The sequence below is a fragment of the Blastococcus sp. SYSU D00868 genome (assembly GCF_054050575.1).
Genome location: NZ_JBJGZO010000027.1, coordinates 46,650 through 65,416 on the forward strand (window position 1 = coordinate 46,650; position 18,767 = coordinate 65,416).

General features: G+C 76.2%; 21 protein-coding genes. 9 read left to right on the top strand and 12 right to left on the bottom strand.

Annotation, left to right across the window (positions count from 1 at the left end):
- Window positions 1–27: 27 nt before the first annotated feature.
- From ACI79F_RS19105 to ACI79F_RS19115, 3 genes are all read right to left on the bottom strand, one after another.
- Complete coding sequence (locus ACI79F_RS19105; protein ID WP_456546408.1) at window positions 28–1,626, bottom strand: hypothetical protein; 1,599 nt, start codon at window positions 1,624–1,626, stop codon at window positions 28–30.
- Window positions 1,623–2,474: a phosphatase PAP2 family protein gene (locus ACI79F_RS19110; protein WP_456546409.1), complete on the bottom strand. Its 852-nt coding sequence runs from the start codon at window positions 2,472–2,474 to the stop codon at window positions 1,623–1,625. Before ACI79F_RS19110 ends, ACI79F_RS19105 begins: the two co-directional genes overlap by 4 nt.
- 258 nt (window positions 2,475–2,732) lie before the next feature.
- A complete protein-coding gene (locus tag ACI79F_RS19115; protein WP_456546410.1) occupies window positions 2,733–3,587 on the bottom strand; it encodes a phosphatase PAP2 family protein in 855 nt (284 codons plus the stop codon).
- Window positions 3,588–3,808: 221 nt separating this feature from the next.
- On the opposite strand from ACI79F_RS19115, the gene ACI79F_RS19120 reads away from it, so the two are divergent.
- The 5 genes from ACI79F_RS19120 to ACI79F_RS19140 all read left to right on the top strand — a co-directional run bounded on the left by ACI79F_RS19120 (window position 3,809) and on the right by ACI79F_RS19140 (window position 5,757).
- Window positions 3,809–4,078 carry a hypothetical protein gene (locus tag ACI79F_RS19120; protein ID WP_456546411.1) on the top strand — a complete coding sequence of 90 codons (270 nt, stop codon included), beginning with the start codon at window positions 3,809–3,811 and terminating at the stop codon, window positions 4,076–4,078.
- Between the two features lie 99 nt (window positions 4,079–4,177).
- Window positions 4,178–4,534 (top strand): VOC family protein, encoded by a 357-nt coding sequence (locus ACI79F_RS19125; RefSeq protein WP_456546412.1) that lies wholly within the window; start codon window positions 4,178–4,180, stop codon window positions 4,532–4,534.
- A gap of 2 nt (window positions 4,535–4,536) precedes the next feature.
- On the top strand, window positions 4,537–4,911 hold the full coding sequence (locus ACI79F_RS19130; RefSeq protein WP_456546413.1) for an ArsR/SmtB family transcription factor: 375 nt from the start codon (window positions 4,537–4,539) through the stop codon (window positions 4,909–4,911).
- Entirely contained in the window at window positions 4,895–5,446 is a 552-nt protein-coding gene (locus tag ACI79F_RS19135) for an SRPBCC domain-containing protein (protein WP_456546414.1), read from the top strand. The genes ACI79F_RS19130 and ACI79F_RS19135 overlap by 17 nt, the downstream gene beginning before the upstream one ends.
- Complete coding sequence (locus ACI79F_RS19140; protein WP_456546415.1) at window positions 5,443–5,757, top strand: YciI family protein; 315 nt, start codon at window positions 5,443–5,445, stop codon at window positions 5,755–5,757. Before ACI79F_RS19135 ends, ACI79F_RS19140 begins: the two co-directional genes overlap by 4 nt.
- Before the next feature lie 21 nt (window positions 5,758–5,778).
- On the opposite strand, the gene ACI79F_RS19145 is transcribed toward ACI79F_RS19140, so the two are convergent.
- From ACI79F_RS19145 to hppD, 6 genes are all read right to left on the bottom strand, one after another.
- Complete coding sequence (locus ACI79F_RS19145; RefSeq protein WP_456546416.1) at window positions 5,779–6,663, bottom strand: NAD(P)H-hydrate dehydratase; 885 nt, start codon at window positions 6,661–6,663, stop codon at window positions 5,779–5,781.
- Window positions 6,656–7,414: a histidine phosphatase family protein gene (locus ACI79F_RS19150; protein WP_456546417.1), complete on the bottom strand. Its 759-nt coding sequence runs from the start codon at window positions 7,412–7,414 to the stop codon at window positions 6,656–6,658. Before ACI79F_RS19150 ends, ACI79F_RS19145 begins: the two co-directional genes overlap by 8 nt.
- Window positions 7,415–7,639: 225 nt before the next feature.
- Entirely contained in the window at window positions 7,640–8,533 is an 894-nt protein-coding gene (locus ACI79F_RS19155) for a phenylalanine 4-monooxygenase (RefSeq protein WP_456546418.1), read from the bottom strand.
- 17 nt (window positions 8,534–8,550) lie between these two features.
- Window positions 8,551–9,792 (bottom strand): fumarylacetoacetase, encoded by a 1,242-nt coding sequence (gene fahA, locus ACI79F_RS19160; RefSeq protein WP_456546419.1) that lies wholly within the window; start codon window positions 9,790–9,792, stop codon window positions 8,551–8,553.
- On the bottom strand, window positions 9,759–10,964 hold the full coding sequence (locus ACI79F_RS19165; RefSeq protein WP_456546420.1) for a homogentisate 1,2-dioxygenase: 1,206 nt from the start codon (window positions 10,962–10,964) through the stop codon (window positions 9,759–9,761). Before ACI79F_RS19165 ends, fahA begins: the two co-directional genes overlap by 34 nt.
- A gap of 25 nt (window positions 10,965–10,989) precedes the next feature.
- The gene (hppD, locus tag ACI79F_RS19170) at window positions 10,990–12,192 is read right to left on the bottom strand and encodes a 4-hydroxyphenylpyruvate dioxygenase (RefSeq protein WP_456546421.1); all 1,203 of its coding nucleotides are present in this window, start codon (window positions 12,190–12,192) and stop codon (window positions 10,990–10,992) included.
- Between the two features lie 168 nt (window positions 12,193–12,360).
- Here hppD and ACI79F_RS19175 point away from each other — a divergent pair, with 168 nt between their 5' ends.
- Window positions 12,361–12,879 (top strand): Lrp/AsnC family transcriptional regulator, encoded by a 519-nt coding sequence (locus ACI79F_RS19175; RefSeq protein WP_456546422.1) that lies wholly within the window; start codon window positions 12,361–12,363, stop codon window positions 12,877–12,879.
- A 3-nt stretch (window positions 12,880–12,882) separates the two neighbouring features.
- Here ACI79F_RS19175 and ACI79F_RS19180 read toward each other — a convergent pair whose 3' ends face one another.
- Both ACI79F_RS19180 and ACI79F_RS19185 read right to left on the bottom strand, forming a co-directional pair.
- Window positions 12,883–13,491 (bottom strand): hypothetical protein, encoded by a 609-nt coding sequence (locus tag ACI79F_RS19180; protein ID WP_456546423.1) that lies wholly within the window; start codon window positions 13,489–13,491, stop codon window positions 12,883–12,885.
- Window positions 13,492–13,493: 2 nt separating this feature from the next.
- Window positions 13,494–14,492: an SDR family oxidoreductase gene (locus ACI79F_RS19185; protein WP_456546424.1), complete on the bottom strand. Its 999-nt coding sequence runs from the start codon at window positions 14,490–14,492 to the stop codon at window positions 13,494–13,496.
- A gap of 206 nt (window positions 14,493–14,698) precedes the next feature.
- Between ACI79F_RS19185 and ACI79F_RS19190 the strand changes: the two genes are divergently transcribed.
- Complete coding sequence (locus ACI79F_RS19190) at window positions 14,699–15,571, top strand: helix-turn-helix transcriptional regulator (RefSeq protein ID WP_456546425.1); 873 nt, start codon at window positions 14,699–14,701, stop codon at window positions 15,569–15,571.
- Between the two features lie 3 nt (window positions 15,572–15,574).
- Here the strand turns inward: ACI79F_RS19190 and ACI79F_RS19195 are convergent, their stop codons facing one another.
- Window positions 15,575–16,204, bottom strand: a complete 630-nt coding sequence (locus ACI79F_RS19195; RefSeq protein WP_456546426.1) for a ClpP family protease — start codon at window positions 16,202–16,204, stop codon at window positions 15,575–15,577.
- 174 nt (window positions 16,205–16,378) lie between these two features.
- Between ACI79F_RS19195 and ACI79F_RS19200 the strand changes: the two genes are divergently transcribed.
- Both ACI79F_RS19200 and ACI79F_RS19205 read left to right on the top strand, forming a co-directional pair.
- Window positions 16,379–16,780 carry a hypothetical protein gene (locus tag ACI79F_RS19200; protein WP_456546427.1) on the top strand — a complete coding sequence of 134 codons (402 nt, stop codon included), beginning with the start codon at window positions 16,379–16,381 and terminating at the stop codon, window positions 16,778–16,780.
- 137 nt (window positions 16,781–16,917) lie between these two features.
- Entirely contained in the window at window positions 16,918–18,528 is a 1,611-nt protein-coding gene (locus ACI79F_RS19205; protein WP_456546443.1) for a SpoIIE family protein phosphatase, read from the top strand.
- Window positions 18,529–18,767: the final 239 nt, after the last annotated feature.

Consider the following 18,767-nt stretch of genomic DNA (forward strand, 5'->3'; position numbering starts at 1 on the left):
CGCCGACGGCTCCCGGCGCCCGCGCGGCTACCCGCAGCCGTCGGGGTCGTCGCCGAACACCGTCGCCAGCGAGAACTCGCCCTCGAGCTCGTAGGTGCCCGGCCGGGGCGCCTGCAGCGTGACCCAGCCGTCGGGGGTGGGGGTGAGGCAGGCGGTGGTCTCCGGGTCGACGGTGCTGCGGGCCACCAGGTAGCGGCTGGGCCGGACGCGCACCTCGTGCGACGCGGTGTCGGGGACGGCGACGACGAGCTCGGCCGGCGTGGTGGAGACCAGGGCCAGCGGCTCGGGCACGATCGGCGTCGGGGCGTCGACCCGGTAGAGCGTCCACTGCTCGTCCTGCCACACCAGGGTCAGGTAGGGCAGCCCCGAGCCCACCAGCTCGGCCTCGGGGAGGTCGCGGGCCACCGGGTCGGCCGCGACCGCGATGTAGGCGACCGCGTTCTCCGCCAGCCACTGCCGGTAGCCGGCGGCGTCGGGCCCGCCGGGCTCGAAGAACTCGCCGTTGCGGTGGTTGTCGGTCTGGTCCTCCCAGCCGCGGGCCAGCGCGACCTCGGGGCCGAGCTCGTGGGAGCCGGCCCGCGACCAGTTGTCGACCAGCTCCACCCGGTGCCCGGCGAGGTCGGCGCGGCCGAGCAGCTCGGCCCGCAGCCCGGCGTAGGCCTCGGCCCGGTAGCCGTCGCTGAGCGCGGTGACCTCGTCGCGCGCCGCCGCGAACGCCGTCCAGCCCAGCGCCGGCAGCAGCGCCAGCAGCAGCGGGCGGCGGTCCCAGCGGGACCAGGCCACGACGACGCACGGCAGCACCAGGTAGGCGAAGCGGCCCATGTTCGCGCCGACGCCGGTGGGCACCAGGAACAGCAGCAGCGCGGCCGCGCCGGTCAGCGGCGCCAGCCAGCGCTGCGGCGTGCTGCGCAGCGCCGGCCACACCGCCGCCGCCGCGGCCAGCGTCAGGGCCAGCGTCGTCCACGGGAACTGGTAGGCCCCGGGGGCGCCGAACAGGGCGACCGGCACGACCACCCCGGCGCCGGCGCCGGCCAGGGCGGCACGCACGCCCGGGGAGCGGTGCCCGCCGCGGGCGAGCAGCGGCAGCGCCACCAGCCCCGCGAAGGCCGGCACGAGCGGGCTGGCCAGGCCGGAGAACGCGACGAGGACGGCGCCCAGCGCGTGCCGCCGGCCGCGCAGCGCCAGCGCACCGGCGATCGCGATCGCCGCGCCGACCGCGAAGGCCACCCGCCCGGCGAGCAGGTTGCCGACCGCCGCGGCGGCCACCGCGTAGCGGAACAGGACGGGGTGGGCGGTCCCCCGCGACAGCGGGAAGGCCATCGCGACGACGGCCAGCGGCGCCAGCAGCACCAGCGCGCGCGACCCGACGACCAGGGACAGGAAGGGCACCAGCGACGAGTAGGCGCCCGGCGAGATCCCGCCGAACCAGCCGAACCAGTAGGTGACGCCGACCCCGGCGTCGGCGGCCTCCTGGCGGGCCAGCGCCGCCTGGACGTCGGCCAGCGGCGGGTCGAGCAGCCACACGGCCAGCACCGCGACGACGGCCGCGAGCACCGGCCCGAGCGTCACCGCGGCCGGCGCCAGCCCCCGCCGGGGCGCCGCGGGCGGACCGGCGAGCGCCGTCATCCGGCGGCTGCCGCGACCCGCCGGGCGCGTACGTGCCGGGTGCCGAGCAGCAGCACGCCGCCCACCAGCACGAGCAGCCCGACGCCGGCGACCACGTCGAGCAGGTAGTGGTTGCCGGTGGCCATGACGACGACGAACGTGGTCAGCGGGTACAGCACCGCGAGCACCCGCACCCAGGGGCGGCGGACCAGGAGGAACACCACGATCCCGCACCACGCCGCCCAGGCGCAGTGCAGCGACGGCATCGCGGCGAACTGGTTGCTGATGGCGTTGCTGGCCGGCGACCCGGAGGTCGGCCACCACCCCCAGGACGAGGTGAGCCGCATGACGTCGACGAAGCCCTCGGCCGGCACCAGCCGCGGCGGGGCGGTGGGCCACAGGTAGAAGCCGACGAGCGCGAAGAACGTCGTCCCCATCCAGACGTTGCTGGCCAGCCGGTAGTGCGCGCGGCGGCGGCGGTACAGCCAGATGAGGACGACCGGGGTGAGGTAGAGGTGGAACGAGGCGTAGTGCAGCGCCACCACCGACCGCAGCGCGTCCGAGCCGTGCGCCAGCGCGTTCAGGCCGCGCTCCCAGGCCAGGCCCCAGGCGTCCTCGAACCGCAGGATCGCGTCGGCGTTGGCGTAGGCCTCGGAGTGGACCTCACCGACGCCGTTGCGGACGTGGGAGTAGAACCGGTACAGGCCGTAGAGCAGCACGAACTCGAACCACCACGGCACCCCGGCCGGGCGCAGCAGGCGGGCGACGCGGGTGCGGCGCGCCGGTCCGGCGGTCGTCGCGGCGGGCTGCGGGGTGCCGAGCAGGTCCCCGGGCGCCCGGGTGCCGCTCACGGCCACGGTCTCGGTCACGCACCCTCCCCATCTCGGCCCCCGCGGGCGTCCCCCGTCCCTCATCGGCCGGCCGGGATCCGGGCCTGACCGTCTCCGGACGGCGCCCGCGCCGCGGGAGCGTGGACCCCGACGACCCCCCGCGGCGGCTCGACCTGCGGCAGAGCGCGGTCGGCGGGTCCGGCGGCGCTGCGGAGGGTCACCTTATGCGAGGACCGCCCGCGGCGGTGAGCAGCGCGTTCGCCCGGTCCCGCCGCACGGCGGGCCCGCCACGCGCCGTCAGACGACGGTCGCGGTCCGCCGGTTGCGCAGCTGCCGGACCCCGAGGAGGACCGCGCCGCCGACGACGAGGAGCAGGGCCACGCCGGCCACCACGTCGAGCAGGAAGTGGTTGCCCGACCCCATGACGACGAAGAAGGTGCTCAGCGGGTACAGCACGCCCAGCACGCGGACCCAGGTGCGGCGCACCATCGCGACCAGGACGATCCCGCACCACAGCGCCCAGGCGCAGTGCAGCGAGGGCATCGCGGCGAACTGGTTGCTGATGGCGTCGCTGGCCGGCGCCCCGGAGGAGGGCCACCAGCCCCAGCTGGCCGTCTGGCTCATCACGTCGACGAAGCTCTCCGACCGCAGCAGGCGCGGCGGGGCGGTCGGCATGAGGTAGAAGCCGAGCAGCGCCACCGCGGTGCTGGCCATGAGGGTGGCGCTGACCACGCGGTACCGGTCGCGCCGCCGGCGGTAGAGCCAGATCAGGACGGCCGGCGTTACCAGGAAGTGCAGCGTGGCGTAGTGCAGCGCCACCGCCGCGGACAGCACGCCGGAGCCCTGCACCCAGTCGTTGAGCCCGCGCTCCACGGCGAGGTCCCAGGCGTCCTCGAGGTCCAGGATCGCCGCCGCGTTCGCGAACGCGACGGAGCTGACGTCCCCGACGCTGTTGCGGACGAGGGAGTAGAGGGCGTAGAGGACGGCCAGCAGGCCGATCTCGCACCACCAGGGCAGCCCGCCGGGACCACGCAGCCGGGTCCGCCGCGGGCGGGCGACGGGACGGGCGACCACTCGGGCAGGGTCGAGGGCGCCGAACGCGTCCCCGCGGGCGGGGAGCCGCGTCCCGGGGACGGCCACTGTCTCGGTCACACCTGACTCCCCACTCGTCGCGGCGGCGCGCTGTCGGACCCCTCATCGGCGGGCCGGACACCGGCCTTGACCGCGCGAGACCCGGCGGGCCCGGATCCCGTGCGGATCCCACCCCTCGGGGGGAGCGCGGGGCCGGGCGCGGGATGCCGGCCGGGCGGGAGGGTTCGGGCCGCGGCCGGGCCCGGGGTCAGCGCCGTCCCCACGCGCCCCCGGAGGTCCCCGTGCAGTTCCTCGCGCTCGTCGCCGTCCTCGTCGCCGTCCTCGTCGTCGTCCGGCTCGGGGCGGCGATCGCCGGCGCGGTCGTGAAGGGCCTCGTCTGGCTGCTCATGCTGGGGCTCGTCCTCCTCGTGCTCACCGCGCTGCGGGGGGTGGTCCCGGAACGCGCACCCGACGGTGAGGGCGGCCCGGCGACGTCGCGGTCGGCCACCCTACGCAGAGACCGGCTCACCGGTGAACAGGTCATTCCCGCCCGCGTGCCGCCGGGCCCGTGATCCAGGTCACTCGCCCCGCTGCCGCCCCTTGTACTCCTCCGTCAGTAGCTGCTAACGTTCGCGATCACTGACGGATGACCGAGCGAGTGGAGGCGGGACATGGGTGCTCCGGTGGCGTTCTTCGAGGTGAGCAGCCCCGACGCGGAGCGGGCGCAGCGGTTCTACGGCGAGCTGTTCGGCTGGCAGGTGGCCGCCGACCCGGAGATGGGCGGCTACGGCCTGGTGGACACGGCCGCGGGCGAGGCCGCGATCGGCGGCGGCATCGGGCCGGTCGAGGACGGCGACACGGCCGGCGTCCGCATCTACGTCCGCGTGGACGACCTGGAGGCGGCGCTGCAGCGCGCCGAGCAGCTGGGCGGGACGCGGCTGGTGCCGCCGACCGACCTGCCGGCCGGCTACGGGCGGTTCGCCCTGTTCGCCGACCCCGACGGCAACGCCGTCGGGCTCTGGGACTGACGGTGCCCGCGGCAGCGCCGGCGGCCGGGGAGCCGCTGGACGAGGCGATGCGCGCGCTGGCCGAGCCCCGCCGGCGGGCGATCCTGCGGCTGGTGGCGCACGACGAGCTGGCGGCCGGCGAGATCGCGGCGGCGTTCGAGGTGACCCGGACCGCGGTCAGCCAGCACCTCACCGTGCTGAAGAACGCCGGGCTGCTGTCCGAGCGGCGGGAGGGCACCCGGCGGCTGTACCGGGCGCGGCCGGAGGGGTTGGCCGAGCTGCGGGAGTTCCTGGACCAGATGTGGTCGTCGGCGTTGGATGACGCGCGGCGCCTGGTGGAGGCCGACCGTGCCGCGCGGGACCGCGGTGTGGAGGACGACGATGACGACCGCTCCTGAGCCCGCCGGCGCGACGGTGCTCCCGCTGCGCCGCCCGCCGATCCGCCAGTCGACCGTGGTGGCCAGCGACCGCGCGCACACCTTCGAGGTCTTCGTGGCCTCGATCGGCGCCTGGTGGCCGGTGGAGCCCTTCTCCGCCGGCGGCGGGCGGGTGCGGGACGTGACGTTCGAGCAGCGCCTCGGCGGCCGGGTCTTCGAGACCTGGGACGACGGGAGCACCGTCGACTGGGGAACCGTGCGGGTGTGGGAGCCGCCGCACCGGTTCGCCATGAGCTGGCTGGTGACCGGGACGCCCACCGAGGTGGAGCTCACCTTCACCGCCCTGGGCGCGGAGCGCACCCTCGTCGCGGTCGAGCACCGCGGCTGGGAGGCGCTGAGCGACGCCGAGCTCGGCGCCGACTGCGCCCTGCCCGGCGGCTACGCCGGTGGCTCGTTCACCCGGGGCTGGGCGACGATCCTCGGCTCCTTCACGGCCTCGCTCGGCGGGGCCCCCTCCCCCGACCTCCGCACCGACGACGCCGAGGAGACCCCGTGAGCGACAAGCAGCACTTCCTCTACCGGCTCCTGCCGCCGCGGCCGGACTTCGCCTTCACCATGACGCCGGAGGAGGCCGCGGTCATGGCCGAGCACGCCGCCTACTGGCGGGGCCTGATGGACGGCGGCACGGCGGTCGCCTTCGGCCCGGTCGTCGACCCGGCCGGGGCGTGGGGACTGGGCCTGCTCGAGGTCGACGACCCGGCGGAGGTGGACCGGGTGCGGGCCGGCGACCCGGCCGTCACCTCGGGGACGGCCACCGCCGAGGTGCACCCGATGATCAACACGATCGTCCGGCCGCACGCCGGCTGAGCCGCCGCGGGTCCGGCGCGGTCAGATCTCGATCTCCGCCTGGACCCGCGGGATCTCCGCCGGCAGCTCGCGGGCGAGGAAGCCGAGGCCCCCGATGGCCGCGGCGAGCCGCTCCCCCGCCCGGCCGTGCAGGTGGGCGGCCCACACGGCGGCCTGGTCCGGCTCGGCGCCGCGGGCGAGCAGGCCGGCGGTCACCCCGGCCCGCACGTCGCCGGAGCCGGAGACCCCCAGGCCGGCGCCGCCGCTCTCGTCGCGCCACAACGACCCGTCGGGCGAGGCGATCCACGAGACGACGCCGCCGACGGCCACCACGGCACCGGCCTGCTCGGCCAGCTCCAGGGCGGCGCCGGCGGGGTCGTCGTCCACGTCGGCCTGCTCCCGGTGCAGGGTCAGCGCCAGCTCGCTCGGGTTGGGCGTGAGCACCGCCCGGCCCTCCAGCCGGCGCAGGCAGCCGGGGTCCGCGGTGACGCTGGCGATGCCGAGGGCGTCGAGCACCACCGGGCAGCCCAGGTGCGGCAGCAGCCGGTCGGTGAGGCGCTGGGCCTCCTCGACGTCGGTCATCCCCGGGCCGACCAGGACGGCGGAGGCCCCGTCGGCCAGGCCCTCCAGCCGGTCGACGGCGTCCGCGGACAGGGCGCCGCCCGGCGTCTCCTCCAGCCCGCGCACCAGCGCCTCGGGCAGCGCGACCGACAGCGTGCTGGCGACGCTGGCCGCCGTCGCCACCTGGAGCTTGCCGGCGCCCGCCCGCATCGCCGCCTCCGCGGCCAGCAGCACGGCGCCGGGGACCTCGGCGCTGCCGCCGACGATGAGGATCCGGCCGCGGGACTCCTTGCCGCCGGTCGGCGCCGGCAGCCGCCAGCGGCGCAGCAGCTGCGGGGTGACCAGCTCGTGGTCCCGGTCAGCCACGGCCGACCCCCGGCTCCGCGGGCACGGGCTCCTCCTCGGTCACGGGCTCCTGCGCGCGGGTCAGGTGGCCCACCGCGTTGGCCTCGACGAGCTGCAGCGAGCCGTCCTCGCCGGCCTCGTAGCGGGTCACCGAGCAGTTGGCCACCGGGTCACGCTTCTCGAGGTCGAGCAGCTCCTTCTCGGTCAGCCCGTCCAGTACGTAGCGGAACACCATGATCACCGCCTGGTGCGAGGTGACGAGCAGCCGCTCGCCGGGCGAGTCCAGGCGGGCGCCCATGAGCACGCTGCGCACCCGGAGCGCGACGTCGGCCCAGCTCTCGCCACCCGGGGGCCGGTAGTAGAACTTGCCGAGCAGGTCGCGGCGCTGCGCCTCCTCCGGGTACTCGGCTCGGATGCCGGTGCCGGTCATCCCGTCGAAGGCGCCGAAGTCCCGCTCGCGGAGCCGCTCGTCGTAGCGGACGGGCAGGTCCAGCCCCGCCGTCCGCACCGCGATGTCCAGCGTGTCCGCGGCGCGGGTGAACGGCGAGCTGAGCAGCGCGGTGGGCCGCCGGTCGGCGGGCAGCTCCCCCAGCCAGGCGCCCAGCGCCTCGGCCTGGCGGCGGCCCGTGTCGGACAGCGGGACGTCGGGGTCGCGGACGTCGAGCTGCAATCGGGCCGCGCCGGTCCGGCCCGCGGCGGCGTCGGCGACGTTGCCCTGGCTCTCCCCGTGCCGCACCAGCCACAGCGCCGTCGGACCGGGGGTGGCGGGCACGGCGGCTCCTCGTCGTCCGGGGGCGGCGCCGGCGGACGCGCGGCGCCGATGCCCCCTAGCCGCGCGGACCGGCCGCCAAACGACGTGCGCGTTCCCCCGGCCGTCCGTCTACACGCCGCGACCGGCACGTTGCCGGTGGTGTCCGTGCGTCGCGGGTGCTGCGGGACCGGCAACGCACGAGGAACACCCGCGACGTGCGCGGGCCGGGCACGGGCCGCGGTGGCGTCAGGTGGACGCCGAGGCGAGCCGGAGTCGCTGCGGCGTCTCGTCGTCCATCGTGGCGAAGAACCCGCCGACCGAGTCCAGCAGGTGGTCCAGCGACTCAGCGCGGTAGAGCACCGGCTGGAAGTGGGTGATGTCGTACTCGGCGGTGCCCATCGCCAGCAGGTCCAGCGGCCGGATGTCGACCGAGCGGAACTCCTCGATCTCGCCGTAGGACGACAGCAGGCCCGCGCCGTAGCAGCGCAGCTCGCCGCGCTCGGCGATGACACCGAACTCGCAGGTGAACCAGAAGACCTTGGCCAGGAAGCGGAGGGCGGCCTCGTCCTCGAGCCGGCGGGCCGCCTCCCCCGTCAGCCGGTGCAGCTCGGCGAACGGCGGCGAGGCCAGCAGCACCCCGTGCCCGATGACCTCGTGCACCAGGTCGGGCTCGGGCGTGTACAGCGGCTGGGAGGGGTGGCGCAGGTACTGGGTGGAGTGGAACGTCCGGTCGGCGAGCGCCCCGTAGAACGTGCGCAGCGGCACGAGCCCGGGGGCCGGGTCGAAGGTGAAGCCGGTGCGGGCGCCCACCCGCTCGGACACCTCGGTGAGCTGGGGGACGCGGTCGGTGGGCAGGCCGACGGCCTCCCACGCCTCCAGGTAGGCCGAGTGCGCGTACCGCCGGTGCTTGACCGTCAGCTCGCGGCAGACCGTCCGCCAGACCTGGTGCTCCTCGTCGGTGTAGTCGACGGCCGGCACCGGCTCCCCCGGCCGCCAGCCCAGCGCCACCCGCGCGATCGCGCTGCGCCGCGCCAGGTAGACCGGGTCCGCCACGCCCGGGTGGTTCGGCGCGAGGTGGACCGTCACGCTCCCGTCGTCGTGCTCCTCGACCGGGGAGTACAGCTGCCCGTCCTCGAACATGACTCGTGCTCCTCCCGCTACTCGCCGTCCGCGTGCCCGGCCGGCACGACCCGTCCGGTCACCTCGCCGAGGCAGATCCGCTCGCCGCCGCTGCCGGGTGCGGTGGCGCTGACGGTGACCTCGTCGCCGTCCTCGAGGAAGGTGCGGGTCGTCCCGTCGGCGAGCCGCAGCGGCTCGGTGCCCCCCCACGACAGCTCCATCAGCGAGCCGCGCTGGTCGGGCCGGGGCCCGCTGACCGTGCCGGAGGCGTAGAGGTCCCCTGTCCGCAGCGCGGCTCCGTTGACCGTCAGGTGGGCCAGCTGCTGGGCCGGGGTCCAGTACAGGCCGGCGAACGGCGGGCGGCTGACCACCTCGCCGTTGAGCCGGACCTCGAGGGTGAGGTCCAGCGCCCAGGGGTCGTCGGCGTCGTCGAGGTAGGGCAGCAGCGGCACGTCCCGCGCCGGCGCCGGGACGCGTGCCGCCTCGAGCGCCGCCAGCGGTACCACCCACGGCGACACCGAGGTCAGGAACGACTTGCCGAGGAACGGTCCCAGCGGCACGTACTCCCAGGCCTGCAGGTCGCGGGCCGACCAGTCGTTGACCAGGCAGACCCCGAACACGTGGTCGGGGAAGGCGCCCAGCGGCACCGGGCTGCCCAGCGCCGAGGGGGTGCCGACGACGAAGCCGACCTCGGCCTCGATGTCCAGCCGCTGCGACGGGCCGAAGGTGGGCGGCGCGTCGCCCGAGCCCGGACGCTGACCGCGTGGGCGGACGACGGGGGTCCCCGAGACCCGCACGGTCCCGGCGCGGCCGTGGTAGCCGACCGGCAGGTGCTTCCAGTTCGGCAGCAGCGGCGGCGAGCCCGGACGCAGGATCCGGCCGAGGTTCTCCGCGTGGTGCTGGGAGCTGTAGAAGTCGACGTAGTCGGCCACCTCGACGGGCAGGTGCAGCGTGACGTCGTCCCGGGGCACCAGGTGCGGCGCGACCCGGTCGCGGGCGGCTGGGTCGGTGAGCCAGTCGGTGACCCGGGCGCGCAGCTCGCGCCACGCCGCCGGCCCGCGGGCCAGGAAGGCGTTGAGCGAGCCGGTGGCGTGCGCCGGGTCGCCGGTCGCGGCGGCCAGGTCGAGCACCGAGTCGCCGACCGCCACGCCGGTGCGCGGCGCCGTGCCGGGCGTCGAGAAGACCCCGTACGGCAGGTTGCCGAGCCCGAAGCCGGTGCCTGCGGGCAGGTCGAGCCAGGTGCCGCTCATGCCGACGGCCCGCGCCCGGCCCAGCTCCACGCGTAGCGGCCGTCGTCGGCGGCGACGCCGGCCTCGCCGAGCTCCAGCGGGCGGAAGGTGTCGACCATGACCGCGAGCTCGTCCGAGCGCTCCGCGCCCAGCGCGGCCTCCACGGCGCCGGGCTGCGGGCCGTGGGTGTGCCCGCCGGGGTGCAGGGAGACCGAGCCCCGGCCGATGCCCGAGCCCCGGCGGGCGCTGTAGTCGCCGTCGACGTAGAACATGACCTCGTCGCTGTCGACGTTGGCGTGGTAGTAGGGCAGCGGGACCGCCAGCGGGTGGTAGTCGAGCTTGCGCGGCACGAACGCGCAGATCACGAAGCCGGCGCCCTCGAAGACCTGGTGCACCGGCGGCGGCTGGTGCACGCGGCCGGTGATCGGCTCGAAGTCGGCGACGTCGAACGCGTAGGGGTACAGGCAGCCGTCCCAGCCGACGACGTCGAACGGGTGCTCCGGGACGACGTGCACGGTGCCGGCCAGCCCGCCCGGGCCCGGGCCGCGGTGCTTGACGTACACCTCGACGTCGCGCCCCTCGCCCAGCAGCGGCTCGGCCGGGGCCCGCAGGTCGCGCTCGCAGTAGGGGGCGTGCTCGAGGAACTGCCCGTACCGGGACAGGTACCGCTTGGGCGGGCTGATGTGCGAGTTGGCCTCGACGGCGTAGGTGCGCAGCGGCTCGTCGCCGGTGGGCACCCAGCGGTGGGTCGTGGCCCGCGGGACGACGACGAAGTCGCCCGGCCCGACCTCCAGCGCGCCGAACGTCGTCTCCAGCACCGCGGCGCCGCGCTCGACGTAGACGCACTCGTCGCCGGTGGCGTTGCGGTAGTACGGGCTGGTCAGCGAGCTGACCGCGTACGAGATGCGGACGTCGGCGTTGCCCAGCACCAGCCGCCGGCCGGTGACCGGGTCGACCGCCTTGTGCTCCTCGCCCGGGAAGAGGTCGTGCAGCCGCAGGTGCCGGGGCAGCAGCGGCGCGTTGGGGGTCAGCGTCTGGTCGGGCAGCTCCCACGGGCGCGCGTCGACGATCGCCGACGGCACGCCGCGGTGGTAGAGCAGCGAGGAGTCCGAGGAGAAGCCCTCCTCGCCGACGAGCTCCTCGGAGTACAGCCCGCCGTCGGGACGGCGGAACTGCGTGTGCCGCTTGGGCGGGACCTCGCCCACCCGCCGGTAGAAGGCCATGACCGCTCCCCTGCCGCGCGCCCGCTCAGAAGTTCCCGCGCCGAGCCTGCTCCCGCTCGATGGCCTGGAACAGGGCCTTGAAGTTGCCCTTGCCGAACCCGAGCGAACCGTGCCGCTCGATGAGCTCGAGGAAGACCGTGGGCCGGTCGCCGGTCGGCTTGGTGAAGATCTGCAGCAGGTAGCCGTCCTCGTCGCGGTCGACCAGGATGCCGCGCGACTGCAGCTCCTCGATCGGCACCCGCACCTCGCCGATCCGCGCCCGCAGCTCCGGGTCCTCGTAGTAGGAGTCCGGGGTGGCGAGGAACTCGATGCCCTCGGCGCGCAGGGCGTCCACCGTGCCCAGGATGTCGCCGGTGGCCAGGGCCACGTGCTGGGCGCCGGGGCCGCCGTAGTACTCCAGGTACTCGTCGATCTGGGAGCGCTTCTTGCCCGGTGCCGGCTCGTTGAGCGGGAACTTCACCCGGTGGTTGCCGTTGGCGACGACCTTGCTCATCAGCGCCGAGTACTCGGTGGCGATGTCCTCGCCGACGAACTCCGCGAGGTTGGTGAAGCCCATGACCCGGTTGTAGAAGGCCACCCACTCGTCCATGGCGCCGAGCTCGACGTTGCCCACCACGTGGTCGATGGCCTGGAACAGCCGCGCGGGCGCGCCGGGGCGCCGGACGTGGGTGGAGCTGCGGGCCACGAAGCCGGGCAGGTGCGGGCCGGAGTACCGGGACCGGTCCACGAGCGTGTGCCGGGTGTCGCCGTAGGCCGCGATGGCCGCCATGCGCACGGTGCCGTGCTCGTCGGTGACGTCGTGCGGCTGCTCGAGCACGGTGGCGCCGGACGCCGCAGCGTGGGCGATGCAGCGGTCGACGTCGGGCACCGTCAGCGAGATGTCGACGATGCCGTCGCCGTGCCGGCGGTGGTGGTCGGCCAGCGGACTGGCCGGGTCGTACGCGCCGGTGAGCACGAACCGCGCCGCCCCGGACCGCAGCACGTACGCGACGGAGTCGCGGTTGCCGGTCTCCGGGCCGGAGTACGCGACCAGCTCCATGCCGAACGCCGACTGGTAGAAGTGCGCCGCCTGGGTCGCGTTGCCGACCACCCACACCAGCGAGTCCCACCCCGACACCGGGAAGGGATCGGCGGAGGGGTCGTGGTCGACCAGACCGACCAGCTGCCGGAGCTGCTCGGGGTCCAGCTGCGCCGCGCGCTCGTCGGCGAGTGCCTGCTCGAGGGTCATGCCGGTCCTCCCCATCGCCGCGGGTGTCTTGCGACGCAGGACACACCCGGGCACGCTGCTGGGCAACCGGTACCCCTGCAACTGCGCCGGCTGTCCAGCAGGGGCAGCTGTGAGGTGCTGGTGCTGGTCTCCGTGACCAGTTGGCGGACGGACGAACGGAGGGGCCGGATGGCCGACGGGACGACGCTGGACGCCCTCGACGTGGCGCTGCTGGAGGCGCTGCGCGAGCACCGCCGCGCCGGGGTGCTCGAGCTGTCCCGGATCACCGGGGTCGCGCGCGGCACCGTCTCGGCGCGGCTGCAGCGCCTCGAGGACGCCGGCGTGGTCACCGGCTACGGCCCCGAGATCGACGTGCGCGCGGCCGGCTTCGGCGTGGAGGCGTTCGTGACGCTGGAGATCTCGCAGGGGGCGATCGAGGCGGTGCAGCGCGACCTGGAGGCCATCCCCGAGGTGCTCGAGGCGCACGCGACCACGGGCAGCTCGGACGTCCTGTGCCGGGTGGCCGCGAGCTCGCACGAGGCGCTGCAGCGCACCCTCGTCCAGCTCGACCGGTCCTCGAGCGTGGTCCGGTCGACCAGCGTCGTCGTCCTGTCGCGGCTGGTACCGCTGCGCGCGCTGCCCCTGCTGCGCACCGGGGCGGCCGCCGGCGCCGGCCGGTCCGGCATGCACCGCCGCGCGGACGGCTGACCGTCACGGCCGCCGCGCCTCGCCGCGGCGGCGCAGGTGCAGCCAGGCGCCGCCCCCGGCGACGAGGACCAGCCCGGCGACCGGGAGCGCGTCGCGCAGCAGCGGCAGCGCGGCGCCGGCGAGGGCGCCGCCCGCCACGAGGCCGCCGGCCCACGCCACCGCGGCGGGCACGGTGCCCCGCAGCATGGTCGCGACGGGCACGCCCTCGGCGGCGGCGAGCCGGGGCGCCAGGGTGCGCGCCCCGGCGACGAACTGCGCCGCCGCCGCGGCCCGCACCGGACGGCGCCCGACGGCTCCCCGCCACGGCGCCGTCGCCCGGTCGGCCAGCCGTCGCACCGGCGCGGGCAGCCGGAGCAGCGGTCGACGCCGGACCGGCCGCCGGCGGGCCGCGCGGTGACCGAGGGCCGCGCCCAGCACCGTGCCGGCGGCGGCGCTCGTCGCGGCCAGCGGCCCGGGGACGGCGCCCGCGCCGGCCAGGACGCCCAGCCCGAGGACCAGCGACCCGGCCGGCAGGACGACGCCGACGAGCAGGCCCGCCTCGGCCACGAGCACGAGGGCGACCACCGCGACCGCGGCGGCCGCGCAGGCCCCGGACGCGGTGCCGGCGACCACCGTCAGGCCGGGAGGCGCGAGTCGCCGGCCACACCCCGCGCCGGGCGGTCGTCCCCGCCCGGGCCTCCGGGGAACGACAGGCCCGTCAGCTGCTCCGACAGCCGCCAGATGCGCCGGGCGTCCTCGGGGCTGCGCAGCCTGCGGTAGGGCGCCTGCTCGGCCGGCGGTCCGCTGATGTGCCCGAACCGGCGGGGTCCGTAGAACCGGCCACCCGCGGCGTCCGGGGAGGTCGCGGCGAGCAGGGCGGGCAGGGCGGCCGTCTCCGGCGTCCCCGCGATGCCCAGCCTCGACAGCCGGCGGATCAGGCGGATCTCGCGGGGCTCCTCCGCTCGGCCGATCTCGGGGTGGGCCGCGAGCAGGTTCGTCGGGGCGACCCCGGGGTGGGCGATGGTGCTGGTGATCCCCCAGCCGAGCTCCGCGCTGCGCCGGTCCAGCTCCAGGCCGAACAGGCCGGCGGCGATCTTGGACTGGCTGTAGGCGCCGAACGCGTCGTACGAGCGCTCCCACTGCAGGTCGTCCCAGTTGATCGCGTTGCGGTTGGCCGCGACGCTGATCTGGGTCGTCACGCGGGCACCGCCGGCGCGCAGCAGCGGCAGCAGGTGCGCCACCAGGGCGACGTGGCCCAGGTGGTTGGTGCCGAACTGCAGCTCGAAGCCGTCGGCCGTCGTCCGCCGCTCGGGGGGCGTCATGACGCCGGCGTTGTCGACGAGGACCTCGACCGGCCGGCCCTCGGCGAGCAGCTCGCCGGCGAACGCGGCGACCGAGGCGAGCGAGGACAGGTCGAGGTCGTGCAGGATGACGCGGGCCCCGGGGACGCGGGCCCGGATCTCCGCGGCCGCCGCCTCGCCCTTGCCGCGGTTGCGGACCGGGAGGACCAGGTCCGCCCCGGCCGCGGCCAGGCGGCGGGCGAGGACCAGTCCGATGCCGTCGCTGCCGCCGGTGAGCACGGCGCGCTTCCCCGACAGGTCGGGGACGGGGACGTCGATCGTCGTGCGGGCCATCGCTGGGCCTCTCTCTCGTGGGTGCGCTCATCGCGCCGTGCTCCCACCGTCACGCGTCCCGCCGCCGCGAGGCAGGACCCGTCGATCCCCCTCTCCGGGGCCGCCGAGAGGGGGATCGGCAGGCCGTGGCTGAGCCGGCGCCGCGCCGGTAGGAACAGGGCCGTGCCGCCCGGCCGGGTGGGCACGCGCCCACCCGAGGAGACCCCGTGGCCATCGATCGCGCCGGGCTGGCGGACTTCCTGCGCCGCCGCCGGGAGTCGCTGCAGCCCGAGGACGTCGGGCTCCCCCGCGGCCCCCGCCGCCGGACGGCCGGGCTGCGGCGCGAGGAGGTCGCGGCGCTGTGCCACATGTCGGCCGACTACTACGCGCGGCTGGAACGGGAGCGCGGGCCGCAGCCGTCGGAGCAGATGGTCTCCTCGATCGCGATGGGGCTGCACCTGTCCCTCGACGAGCGCGACCACCTGTTCCGGCTGGTCGGGCACCAGCCGCCGCCGCGCGGGGCGAGCAGCGAGCACGTCAGCCCCGGGCTGCTGCGGATCTTCGACCGCCTCGGCGACACCCCCGCCGAGATCGTCACCGAGCTGGGCGAGACGCTGCGCCAGACCCCGCCCGCGGTGGCCCTCACCGGCGACGCGAGCCGGTTCACCGGGCCGGCCCGAAGCCGGGGCTACCGCTGGTTCACCGACCCGTCGTCCCGGGAGCTGTACGTGGCGGAGGACCACGACTTCCTCTCCCGCATGTACGCCTCGGGGCTGCGCGCCATCGCCACGATGCGGGGCCCGGGGTCGCGGGCGGCGCACCTGGCCGACCTCCTGCTCCGGCAGAGCGAGGAGTTCCGCACCCTGTGGGAGGCCCACGAGATCGGTGTCCACCCCGGGGACGTCAAGCGCTACCAGCACCCCGAGGTCGGTCGGCTGGAGCTGAACTGCCAGACGCTGATCGACCCGGACCAGGCCCACCGGCTGATGGTCTACACCGCCGTCCCCGGCACCGAGAGCCACGAGAAGCTCGAGATGCTGGCGGTGATCGGCGCCCAGTCGCTGGCGCCGGCCGGCGGCTCGGCGTCCGCGGAGCGGTGACCCTCAGCCGCGGGCCGGGGCGGGGAGCGCGCCCACGGAGGCGACGACGTGGTCGATCAGGCCGTACCGGAGCGCCTCGTCCGGGGTGAACCAGCGGTCCCGGTCGGAGTCGGCCTCGATCTGCTCCACGGGCTGCCCGGAGTGGCTCGCCTGCAGCTCGTTCACCTGCTGCTTCAGCCGGCGGAGCATGTCGGCCTGGATGGTGATGTCGGACTGCGTCCCGCCGACGCCGGCGGAGGGCTGGTGCATCATGATCCGGGTGTGCGGGAGGGAGTGGCGCTTGCCCGGCGTGCCCGCCGTGAGCAGGAACTGCCCCATCGACGCGGCCATCCCGATGCAGTACGTGGCGACGTCGCAGTCGACGAAGCGCATCGTGTCGTAGAGCGCCAGGCCGGCGCTCACCGACCCACCCGGCGAGTTGACGTACAGGTGGATGTCGCGGCCGGGGTCCTCTGCCGCGAGCAGCAGCATCTGGGCGCTCAGCTGGGTGGCGATCTCGTCGTCGACCTCGCGGCCCAGCAACACGACGCGCTCGCGGAGCAGCCGCTCGTGGACGGCGTCCGAGAGGCTGGTGCCCGTCGCGCCGGCGGAGAGCCCGGGGGCCCGGGAACCGGCCTGGTCACTTCCGTTCATCCTGCTCGACCTCTTCCGTCCGGGGTCTTCTCGTACTCCCGGATCCTGGCCGTCCGGCCATTCCCGGTCGCCGCCGAGACGGCCGATCTCGCCATGGGCGTAGTTCTCGTGCCGACCGCGGAACGGTGTTGACACCGCGTCCCCGCGGTGGGGGCGGCGGGCGAGGATGGGACCGTGGCCGGGACCGGAGACCTCGAGGAGCTGCTCGCCGCCGCGGGCCCCGAGGTCTCCGGCCTGGTGCGTGCCGCCGACGCCCTGGTCCGCCGGGTCGACCCGGACGTCGTCCGCGTCGTGTGGCCTCACCAGCGGACGGTCGGCTACGGCGTCGGCCCGAGGAAGATGAGCGAGCACTACGCCTACCTGGACGTGTACGCCCGGCACCTGAACCTCGGGTTCAACCACGGCGCCGGGCTGCCCGACCCCGACGGCCTGCTGGAGGGCACCGGGACGTCGTTCCGGAAGATCCCGGTCCGCTCCGCCGAGGTGCTCGCCGACCCGCGCGTCGAGCGGCTGCTGTGTGCGGCGCGGGACGAGCGCCTGACGGCGCTGGGCCGGGGCACGTCCGGCGGCGATTGATTCACGGCCGGGGCCGGTCGCGCTGGCACTCGATTCGTGACCGCCGCCGTCGTAACCTCCGACCTGCCTCATGCAGCCGGGGCCGGGCCGGGAGAGTCGAGGTCGCGGTGGGTACAGCCGCTGCTCCGCGGGTCGCCGTGCCGCCCGGGGCGAGACCGGACGGGGTCGCGGTGTTCGACCGCGACTGGACCATCCGGCACGTCGACGACGCCATCGCGCGACTGCTCGGCCGGCCCCCGTCGGACCTGGTCGGCCGCAACATCTGGGTGGCCCTCCCCGAGCTCGGCGGGACGTTCTTCCACGCGTTCCTGCTCCGCGGCCGCAGCAGCGGCGCGCCGGTGACCTGGGCGGGCTTCTACCCGCCGACCGGCCGCTGGCTGGAGGCGTCCGCGGTGACCGCCGACGACCTGCTGCACGTCACGGCGCGCGCCACCGACCACCGGCCCGACGGCGGCGCCGCCGCCTCCCGCGCCGCCGGCGGATCCGACGACGGCGCCGACCGGCTGCGCTTCCTGGCCGAGGTCAGCGAGACGCTGATCGCCACGCTGGACAGCGGGGACACCGCGGCCCGGCTGGCCGAGCTGGTGGTGACCCGGCTGTGCGACTGGGCGTTCGTCGGGCTGCGTGGGGAGGACGGGCGCTTCCGCGAGGACGCCTGGGCCCACCGCGACCCCGCCCGGCGGGCCGACCTGGCCACCTACCTGACCGGGCGGCTGCGCGCCGCCGGCGATGCGGTGCTGGTCGAGGCGCTGGTGTCCGGTGCGCCGGTGCACCTGACGACGCTCGACGAGGAGCTGGTGGCGCCCACGTTGCCCACCGCCGAGGTGCGCGCCGCCTGGCGCCGGCTGGCCACCACCTCCTGCCTGATCGTGCCGTTGCGCAGCCGCGGCGAGACGCTCGGTGCACTCGCCCTGCTCAACGCCCGGCCCCGCCCGCCGCACACCGAGATCCAGATCGCCACCGCGGTGGAGGTCGCCCGCCGGGGCGCGCTGGCGCTGGACAACGCCCGCCTGTACCACCGGCAGCTCCAGGTCGCGGCGACGCTGCAGCAGAGCCTGCTCACCCCTCCGCCGCGACTGGAGGGCCTGGAGATCGCCGTCCGCTACCGGCCGGCCGCGGCGTACCAGCAGGTGGGCGGCGACTGGTACGACGCCTTCCACTCGGCCGGCGCGACCGTGCTGGTGATCGGCGACGTCGTCGGCCACGACGTCGCCGCCAGCGCCGCGATGGGGCAGCTGCGCAGCATGCTGCGGACGATCGCCTGCGACCGCACCGAGGGCCCCGCGCGGACGCTTGACCGGGTCGACCGGCTGCTGGCCGATCTGGGCGTGGACGCGCTGGCCACGGCGCTGGTCGCTCGCATCGAGCCCGCCGGATCGGACGCCGCGGGACGGCGCCGCCTGCGCTGGTCCTCGGCCGGCCACCTGCCCCCGCTGCTGGCCCGCCCGGACGGCGCGGTGCGGGTGCTCGCCGGGGCGCCGGAGCGGTTGCTGGGCACCGAGGCGCCCGGACCGCGGACCGACCACGACGCCGCGCTCGCACCCGGCGACACGCTGCTGCTCTACACCGACGGCCTGGTCGAGCACGGCCACCGCGACCTCGACGAGGGCATCGCCGAGCTGGTCACCGTCCTCGGCGATCTCGCCGGGCGGCCCCTCGAGGCGGTGTGCGACCAGGTGCTCGAGCGGCTCGTGGCCGGCCACACCGACGACGACGTCGCCCTGCTCGCGGTCCGCGCCCACCCCTGACGAACGCCGTGGGGGGCGGGGGGGGGGCGCGGGGGGGGGGGGGGGGGGGGGGGGGGGGGGGGGGGGGGGGGGGGGGGGGGCGGGGGGGGGGGGGGGGGGGCCCCCCCCCCCCGCGACCAGTTGTCGACCACCTCCACCCGGTGCCCGGCGAGGTCGGCGCGGCCGAGCTGCTCGGCCCGCAGCCCGGCGTAGGCCTCGGCCCGGTAGCCGTCGCTGAGCGCGGTGACCTCGTCGCGCGC